The organism is Phenylobacterium ferrooxidans (assembly GCF_042714595.1).
GTDB lineage: Bacteria > Pseudomonadota > Alphaproteobacteria > Caulobacterales > Caulobacteraceae > Phenylobacterium > Phenylobacterium ferrooxidans.
Genome location: NZ_JAOTJD010000074.1, coordinates 1 through 8,372 on the forward strand (window position 1 = coordinate 1; position 8,372 = coordinate 8,372).

9 protein-coding genes and 1 pseudogene are annotated in these 8,372 nt (G+C 67.7%); 2 read left to right on the plus strand and 8 right to left on the minus strand.

From position 1 onward, the window contains the following. The 5 genes from OCL97_RS22210 to OCL97_RS22230 all read right to left on the minus strand — a co-directional run. A partial coding sequence (locus OCL97_RS22210; protein ID WP_377371875.1) for an IF-2-associated domain-containing protein occupies positions 1-378 on the minus strand: 378 nt, incomplete at its 3' end. 85 nt (positions 379-463) lie between these two features. Next, entirely contained in the window at positions 464-1,102 is a 639-nt protein-coding gene (locus OCL97_RS22215; protein ID WP_304780310.1) for an RNA-binding protein, read from the minus strand. 8 nt (positions 1,103-1,110) lie between these two features. Then, positions 1,111-2,859 carry a transcription termination factor NusA gene (gene nusA / locus OCL97_RS22220; RefSeq protein WP_377371876.1) on the minus strand — a complete coding sequence of 583 codons (1,749 nt, stop codon included), beginning with the start codon at positions 2,857-2,859 and terminating at the stop codon, positions 1,111-1,113. Positions 2,860-2,863: 4 nt separating this feature from the next. Then, the gene (gene rimP / locus OCL97_RS22225) at positions 2,864-3,415 is read right to left on the minus strand and encodes a ribosome maturation factor RimP (RefSeq protein WP_377371878.1); all 552 of its coding nucleotides are present in this window, start codon (positions 3,413-3,415) and stop codon (positions 2,864-2,866) included. Between the two features lie 106 nt (positions 3,416-3,521). Then, a complete protein-coding gene (locus OCL97_RS22230; RefSeq protein WP_377371879.1) occupies positions 3,522-4,058 on the minus strand; it encodes a shikimate kinase in 537 nt (178 codons plus the stop codon). A gap of 111 nt (positions 4,059-4,169) precedes the next feature. On the opposite strand from OCL97_RS22230, the gene ppa reads away from it, so the two are divergent. Beyond that, positions 4,170-4,739 (plus strand): inorganic diphosphatase, encoded by a 570-nt coding sequence (gene ppa, locus OCL97_RS22235; RefSeq protein WP_293497199.1) that lies wholly within the window; start codon positions 4,170-4,172, stop codon positions 4,737-4,739. Here the strand turns inward: ppa and trmB are convergent, their stop codons facing one another. The 3 genes and pseudogenes from trmB to metK form a co-directional block, all read right to left on the minus strand. Then, positions 4,740-5,411 carry a tRNA (guanosine(46)-N7)-methyltransferase TrmB gene (gene trmB, locus OCL97_RS22240; protein WP_377371880.1) on the minus strand — a complete coding sequence of 224 codons (672 nt, stop codon included), beginning with the start codon at positions 5,409-5,411 and terminating at the stop codon, positions 4,740-4,742. A gap of 10 nt (positions 5,412-5,421) precedes the next feature. After that, positions 5,422-5,790 (minus strand): annotated as a pseudogene (locus OCL97_RS22245) (YkvA family protein); the annotation flags it as partial. 11 nt (positions 5,791-5,801) lie between these two features. Next, complete coding sequence (metK, locus tag OCL97_RS22250; protein ID WP_377371881.1) at positions 5,802-7,022, minus strand: methionine adenosyltransferase; 1,221 nt, start codon at positions 7,020-7,022, stop codon at positions 5,802-5,804. Positions 7,023-7,255: 233 nt separating this feature from the next. Here metK and OCL97_RS22255 point away from each other — a divergent pair, with 233 nt between their 5' ends. Next, positions 7,256-8,302, plus strand: a complete 1,047-nt coding sequence (locus OCL97_RS22255; protein WP_304780337.1) for an MraY family glycosyltransferase — start codon at positions 7,256-7,258, stop codon at positions 8,300-8,302. Positions 8,303-8,372: the final 70 nt, after the last annotated feature.

Sequence of the window (8,372 nt, forward strand, 5' to 3'; positions counted from 1 at the left end):
GGCCTCGCGGGCCGCCTGCTCAGCGGCCTGGCGGGCCTGGTGTTCGCGGGCGAGTTCGATGGCGCGCTGACGGGCGCGTTGTTCCTCAGCCGAGAGATTGCCGTCGGCGGTGGGGCCGCCGGCCGGACGTGGCGCCGAAGGGGCCGGCGGGGTGAACACCCGCTTCTCGGCCGGAGACGGCGCGGCCAGATTGCCTGGCGGGGCCGTGTGGGTGCGGGCGCGCTTGGTCTCGACGACCACGGTCTTGGACCGGCCGTGGCTGAAGCTTTGCTTCACCGTACCCGCGCTCACCGACCCTGCGACGCCACGCGGCTTCAGGGTCAGAGGTGTGCGTCCGCCAGGGGCGGGGGGCCGGCCGTTGTCGTTGTCGTCGCTCATGCGCTCGCTTTACATACCGGCCGGGCGTTCCGACCACGTTCAATAGCTTTAGGCGCGCGGAACGAAATTCGTTCCGCCCGCCTCTTCAGGGCTCCTCGCGCCAACTCTCGGGAAGGAGCGGGCGGAAGCCAGATAGACGGTGGACATCGAAAGTCCACTGATCGGCGCCGCGCCCCGCAAGGAAGGCGGTGTGTATCACATTCTCTCCGCCCAAGGCCAAACCCAATTCCTCATTGGAATAGAGTCCGAGAAGCTTGGGCGCGCGCGGTGACTTGCGGGCCACATTGAGGATCTTGCGGCGACCGTCCTGCGCGCCGTCGGCGGCCTCGATCACCCAGGCCGCGCGGCCGGCGTTCAGCGCGGCGGCGACCTTTTCATAGCCTGAGATAAGATCGCCCGCCCGCTTGGCAAGGCCCAGCCCGTCCAGGACCCGCCGCCGCAGCAGGCTGTCCACCTGGTCGGCGAGGTCGGGACTGGCGCTCAGCTTGGCCTTGGCGGAGCGGGAAAACAGCCCCTTGCGCGCCGCGGTCTCCACCGAAGCGCGATCGGCGGCGACCCACATTCCCCGGCCCGGCAGCTTGCGCGCCAGGTCCGGGACCACGACCCCGCCCGGACCCGCCACGAAGCGGATCAGGCGCTCCTCGGCCATCACCTCGCCCGTGACGATGTCGCGCCGCTCGCGCGCGACCTGCGCCAGGGTGGTGGGGACGGTAGAGGCGGTCACGCTGAGGCTTACGCCTCCTCGTTGTCGGCGGGTGGCGCTGCTTCTTCGGCCTCGGGCTCGACTTCGGCCTCGACGGGCGCGGCGGCCTGAGCCCCACGAACACCGAACACCTGCTCCTCTTCCGAGAGCTCGACCTGGGCCACTTCCTGGGCTTCCGGCTCGGGCGGGGCCTCGACCCAGCCCATCACCACGCGAGCGCGCATGATCAGGGCCTCGGCGTCGGCCGCGTCCAGGTTGAAGGCTTCCAGGATGCCCGGCTCGCGAACCCGGTCGCCGTCCTTGCTCTCGAACCAGCCGCGCAGATCGTCGGGGATCAGGCCGGCCAGGTCCTCGACGGTCTTCACATCGCCGGCGCCCAGGGCCACGGCGACCGGCAGGGTGACGCCCTCAATCTCCAGCAGGCTGTCCTCGACGCCGAATTCGCGGCGCTTGGCGTCCAGTTCGGCGGCTTCCTTCTCCAGGAAGTCGCGGGCGCGGGCCTGGATTTCCTCGGCGGTGTCCTCGTCGAAGCCCTCGATGGCGGCGACTTCGGCGTTCTCGACATAGGCGACGTCTTCAACCGAGGCGAAGCCCTCGGTGACCAGCAGCTGGGCGATGACCTCGTCGACGTCCAGGGCTTCCTGGAACAGGGCGGTGCGCTCGGTGAACTCGCGCTGACGGCGCTCGCTCTCCTGGCTCTCGGTCATGATGTCGATCTGCCAGCCGGTCAGCTGGCTGGCGAGGCGGACGTTCTGACCGCGACGGCCGATGGCGAGGCTGAGCTGCTCGTCGGGAACGACGACTTCGACGCGCTCGTCCTCCTCGTCCATGACGACCTTGGAGACTTCGGCGGGGGCCAGACCGTTGACGATGAAGGTCGCCTCGTCCGGGCTCCACTGGATGATGTCGATCTTCTCGCCCTGCAGCTCGGCCACCACCGCCTGCACGCGCGAACCGCGCATGCCGACGCAGGCGCCGACGGGGTCGATGGAGCTGTCGTTGGAGACCACGGCCATCTTGGCGCGCGAGCCCGGATCGCGGGCCACGGCGCGGATCTCGATGACGCCGTCGTACACTTCAGGAACTTCCTGGGCGAACAGCTTGGCCATGAAGCCGCCGTGGGCGCGGGACAGCAGGATCTGCGGGCCCTTGGTCTCGCGGCGGACGTCGTAGATGTAGCAGCGGATCCGGTCGCCGATGTTGAAGTTCTCGCGCGGGATCGACTGGTCGCGGCGCATGATGCCTTCGCCGCGGCCCAGGTCGACCACGGTGTTGCCGTACTCGACCCGCTTGACCACGCCGTTGACGATCTCGCCCACGCGGTCCTTGAACTCTTCGTGCTGGCGCTCGCGCTCGGCTTCGCGGACCTTGCCGGTCACCACCTGGCGGGCCATCTGGGTCTGGACCCGGCCGAACTCGAAGGGCGGCAGGATCTCTTCGTAGGTCTTGCCGACGAAGGCGTCCTTGTCGACGCTGAGGGCTTCCTTCAGGCGGCGCGAGCCCATCGGCTCGCTGGGGCCGTCCTCGCTGTCTTCGGCCTCATAGACCAGGTCATCGGGGATCACGGTGATCACGCGCTTGATGATGGTCTCGCCGGTCTTGGGATCGATATGGACCCGGATGTCGTGCTCGGCGCCATAGCGCGAGCGGGCGCCCTTCTGGATCGCTTCCTCGATCGCCTCGATGACGATCTCCTTGTCGATCGACTTCTCGCGGGCCACGGCCTCGGCGATCTGCAGGAGTTCAAGCCGGTTGGCTGAAATGCCGGTCAGGCTCATGATCTTAGTCCTCTTGCTCGGGCGTCTGTTGCGGGGTGTCGGCCAGCCGTGCGGCGCGCTCATCGGCGCCGCGCTTCATCAGCTGGTCGGTCAGGATCAGTTTGGCCTCGACGATCCAGGCGAAGGGCACCAAGGCGGTCTCCGCCTCTCCTTCCAGATCGATGGCGACATTCTCGTTCTCGACGCCGGCCAGCATACCGCGGAAGCGTTTGCGGCCGTCGGCGACGCGGTCCAGTTCGAGGCGGGCCTCATGGCCCTCATAGTTGGCGAAGTCCTTCATCCGGGTCAGCGGACGGTCGACCCCGGGGGAGGAGACTTCCAGGGTGTATTCGCCGCTGATCGGATCGGCGGCGTCCATCACCTCGGAGATGGCGCGCGACAGCTTGGCGCAGTCCTCGACGATCATCTCGCCGTCGGGGGTCTCGGCCATGATCTGCAGGCGCCGGGCGTGCTCGCCGCCCATCAGGCGCAGGCGGACGATCTCGTATCCCGAGGCCTGCGCCACCGGGTCCAGCAGCTCCAGGAGCGATCTATCTTCTGCGGTCTTGCCTCGCATAGGCTCGGCGGCTCTCCGGCAACAAAAAAGCGGCCGGGCCGAAGCCTGCCGCTCATAGGCGCTATCCAGCGCTTACGGACGATGTGAGCGCCTCTATAGCACTCACTCAGGACCTTGTCAGCCCCAGGGCGCGCGCCATCTCCGCGGCGATCTCGGCGGGTCCGGCCGTGCTGAAGATGCGGATGTCGCCCTGGTCAAGATAGTCGGCGAAGCGGCGGGGGAACTTGGCGGCCTCGCGCTCGGGCTCGAGACCGATGCCCCGACCAAGCTGGCGAGCGACGACGATGCGGGTCGCGGCCTCCAGGTCTTCACAAGGAAGTAGACGGATCGCGGTTCCGGTCGCCCTCACCCCGGCCTGGTTGGCCGCCAGCAGGCCGGGCGGGGTCTCACGCGCCAGGAATCCGGAGGAGAGCGGGACCACCGCGGTCTCAGAAAGCTCTTCCACCAGAGTCGCGAACAGAGCGGCGTTCAACTCGACGTAGCGGAGATAGCCCTGGTCCTGGATCACACCGCCGATATCGCCGATGCGGGCCATAAATTCCTGGTCAAGGTCCAGGAAGGGGCAGCCCAGCAGGCGGGCCAGTTCGCCCCCCGCCGTGGTCTTGCCGACTCCGCCGGGCCCGATGATGAAGATGCGCGGCATGGACGCAGAGCCTGCCCACGCCGGGGATCGCGTCAAGCAGGCCTTTATCCGCCGCACCGAATAGTCCAAAGACCGCGGCTACTTCCCTGTGTGTGAAAAGGCCATCTCCCCATGGACATTTCCAAGATCTCGGTGGGCTTCAATCCGCCGTACGACGTCAACGCCATCATCGAGATTCCGCAAGGCGGGGAACCGGTGAAGTATGAACTCGATAAGGAAAGCGGCGCGATCTATGTCGACCGCTTCCTGCACACCGCCATGTTCTATCCGGGCAATTACGGCTTCGTACCCCACACCCTTTCGGGGGACGGCGACCCGATGGACATCCTGGTGGTGGGGCCCACCCCGGTGGTGCCCGGCGCGATCATCCGCTGCCGCCCGATCGGCTGCCTGATGATGGTGGACGAGGCCGGCAACGACGAAAAGATCCTCGCCGTGCCGGTGGACAAGCTGCACCCCTTCTATGCGGGGCTGGACAGCTGGCGCGGCCTGCCCTCGATCCTCACCGAGCAGATCGCCCACTTCTTCCAGCACTACAAGGACCTGGAAAAGGGCAAGTCGGTCGAGATCGTCCGCTGGGCCGATCCGGAGGAGACGGGCGAGCTGATCCGCCAGGGCATCGAGCTGAACACCAAGGTGGAGGCTGAGAAGGCCGCCGCCAAGCTCAAGCAACTGAAGTAGTCAGGCCCTCACGAAGTCCAGGAACACCGGCGCGCAGTCGCCCAGGCGCTTTTCCTCATAGCGCGTGGTGATGTGGTCGGCCGGCGGGACGCGCCAGTCATCGGCGCGTTCCGCCGGCCAGGCGAACTGGCCGCCGGCCAGCACCCGCTCCAGGGTCCAGTCGGCATAGTCGGCCCAGTCGGTGGCGAAGCGCAGTCGGCCGCCGGGTTTCAGCAGCCGCGCCAGCTCGGCGATCGTCTCGGCCTGGATCAGGCGGCGCTTGTTGTGGCGCGCCTTGGGCCAGGGATCGGGGAACAGGACAAACACACGGTCCAGGCAGGCGTCGGGCATCCGCGCCATCAGATCGCGCACATCGTTGTCATGGATGCGCACGTTCCGGAGGCCCGCCTCCTCCACATGCCGCAGGGCGCTGGCGACGCCGTTGAGGAACGGCTCGGCGCCGATGATCAGGGTGTCGGGGGATCGCGCGGCCTGGGCCGCCATGTGCTCGCCGCCCCCGAACCCGATCTCCAGCCAGACCTCGCGCGCGTCTGGCAGCAGGGTCTTGGGGTCGAAGTTGTCCAGTGGCGCGCGGACCTGCGGCAGCAAGCTGTCCATCAGGGCGGCCTGGCGCGGCTTGATCGGCCGCGACTTGAGGCGGCCGAAGGACCGGAGGGGTGGGTGGCTATCCATGCCGCGCCCTCTAGCCCAGCCGCACGTGGCGAGCCAGCAGCATCCCGCCTGCGATGACGAAGGCCAGCCAGATGAGGATCACGGCGCCGGCCGCGATCTTGCTCACCGGTCGGCGCGCAGCGGCCTCGGCGGCGGCGCGGTGATCGTCCATCACCTCGGCCGGGATCAAGCGGATCGCCAGCCAAAGGCCGAGCGGGACCAGAACCAGATCGTCGAGATACCCCAGGAGCGGGATGAAGTCGGGGATGAGGTCGATCGGCGACAGGGCGTAGGCCGCGACGGCCAGACCCAGCAGCTTGGCGGCGACCGGCGTGCGCGGGTCACGCGCCGCCAGCCAGACGGCGTGGGCGTCTCGACGCAGCGAGAACGCCCAGCGCCGGAGCGCCTCGATCAGAGGGCGGCCCGCAGCTTTTCCACGAGGTCGGTCTTCTCCCAGGAGAAGCCGCCGTCCTTGTCGGGCGTGCGGCCGAAGTGGCCGTAGGCCGCGGTGCGGGCGTAGATCGGCTTGTTGAGGCCAAGGTGCTCGCGGATGGCGCGCGGCGTGGCGCCGCCCACCAGTTCGGGAAGGATCTTTTCCAGCTTGGCCGCGTCGACTTCGCCGGTCTCGTGCAGATCGACATAGAAGGAGAGCGGGTTGGCGACGCCGATGGCGTAGCTGATCTGAATGGTGCACTTCCGGGCCAGGCCCGCGGCCACCACGTTCTTGGCCAGGTAGCGGCAGAGATAGGCCGCCGAACGGTCAACCTTGGTCGGGTCCTTGCCGGAGAAGGCGCCGCCGCCATGCGGGGCCGCCCCGCCGTAGGTGTCGACGATGATCTTGCGGCCCGTCAGGCCCGCGTCGCCGTCGGGCCCGCCGATCAGGAACTTGCCGGTCGGGTTGACGTGCCACTTGGTCTTCTTGGTCACCAGGCCGTCAGGGAAGACGCCGAGGACGTAAGGCTTGATCAGCTCGAGGATGCGCTTCGACGAGGCGGTGTTCTCGCCAATCTTCTTGGCGTGCTGGGTGGAGACCACGATCTGCAACACCTCGACCGGGCGGCCGTCCTGATACAGCAGGGTCACCTGGCTCTTGGCGTCGGGCTCCAGGCCCTTGGCCTCGCCCGAGTGGCGCACGGCGGCCAGCTTGCTGAGGATGTTGTGCGAATACTGCAGGGTGGCCGGCATCAGTTCCGGCGTCTCGTCGCAGGCGTAGCCGAACATGATGCCCTGGTCGCCGGCGCCTTCGTCCTTCTTGTTGGACGAGTCCACGCCCTGGGCGATGTCGGCCGACTGGGCGTGCAGGTAGTTGGCGAACTTCGCCTTCTGCCAGTGGAAGCCCTTCTGCTCGTAGCCGATGTCCTTGACCGCGGCGCGCACCAGGGGCTCCAGGGTGCCAAGGATATCCTTGGTCATCTGCTTGTTCTCGGCCTTGGAGGCGCCCGGCTTGCCGGCGCGGACTTCACCGGCCAGCACGATGCGGTTGGTGGTCACCAGGGTCTCGCAGGCGACGCGGGCCTCGGGCTCCGCGGCCAGGAAGGCGTCGACCACGGTGTCGGAGATGCGGTCGGCGACCTTGTCGGGATGGCCTTCGGAAACACTTTCCGAGGTGAAGATGTAGGAGGAACGGCTCAAGTGAAGGCTCCGGAAAATGCGCGAGCGCCGCGTGCGGGGGCGGCGATCTGGAAGGTCGCGGAAATCCTATAAAGAAATCTTTATATCCCGCAAGCGGGGCCGCGCCCCGGGCGACGGTTTAACCCTGCCCCTCTACCGGCGGATGAATCGGCGGCGAGCAGGCGATTCCCCTTTGTCGGGGAATTCCGGCGCGCGCTAGAACGGGCTCTCCGGTCACCTCGGACTTCATACGCATGCTGAGCTGGATCCACGCGAACCTCGGACAGGCCTGGGGACCGCTGCGCCTGTTTGAGTCCTTCTTTTTCCTGGCCGCCATCGGCTTCGCGGTGAGCGCGCTCGCCACCTGGGTCGCGCTGCCCCGCCTCTGGTCGCGCCTGCCCACCGACCGGGGCCGCGCCTTCGCGGTCAACGCCGAGATGAGCGTCGGCAAGCCGATCAGCGCGGGCCTGATCTTCGTCAGCATCTTCTGCGTCGCCTGCCTGATCTTCGTGCCCTTTGGAGCCCGCTGCCTGCTGACCCTGCCGCTCATGCTGGCGGCCATGCTGGTGGGCTACTTCGATGACCGGCGGGGCGGCTTCTCGGAATACCAGCTGGCCGTCATGGACCTGGCGATCGCCCTGGGCGCCGCCATGGTGATCTATGGCTTCATGCCCGCCACCATCTGGCTGCCGGGCTGGAAAGGGGTCCTGACCCTTGGCCCCTGGCTCTCCATTCCCCTCGGCACCGCCATCATCTGGCTGTCCATCAACGCCACCAACTGTTCGGACGGCGTGGATGGCGTCTCGGGCAGCCTGACGGGCACCGCCATCCTGCTGCTGGGCGGCCTGCTCTATGCGGTGATCGGCAACGAGGTGGTGGCCGGCCACCTCAACATCCCGGTCAGCGCCGAAGGGGCGAGCTGGGCGATCATGGCCTTCCTGATGGTGGGCTGCGTCGCGGGCTACCTCTGGTACAACGCCGCCCCCAGTCTGGTGCTGATGGGCGACGCCGGGTCCCGGCCGCTTGGCCTGCTGATCGGCATGCTGGTGGTGGCCACCAACAATCCGCTGTTCCTGCTGCTGGTGGGCTCGGTGATCCTGCTGAACGGCGCCACCGGCCTGGTGAAGGTCGCCTTGCTGCGGTTCTTCGGCCTGAAGATCCTGGCGGGCATCCGCTTCCCCCTGCACGACCACTGCCGCAAGGAGCTGGGCTGGTCCAACACCCAGGTGCTGGTGCGGTTCATGCTGGTGCACCTGGGCCTCTCGGCCCTGCTGGTGATCCTGGCCCTGAAGGTCCGCTAGAGCGGGACTCGATTAGACGGAACCGTATCCGGAGTTGTGCAGGTAGTTGGCGCACTCGTGGGGTTGGAAG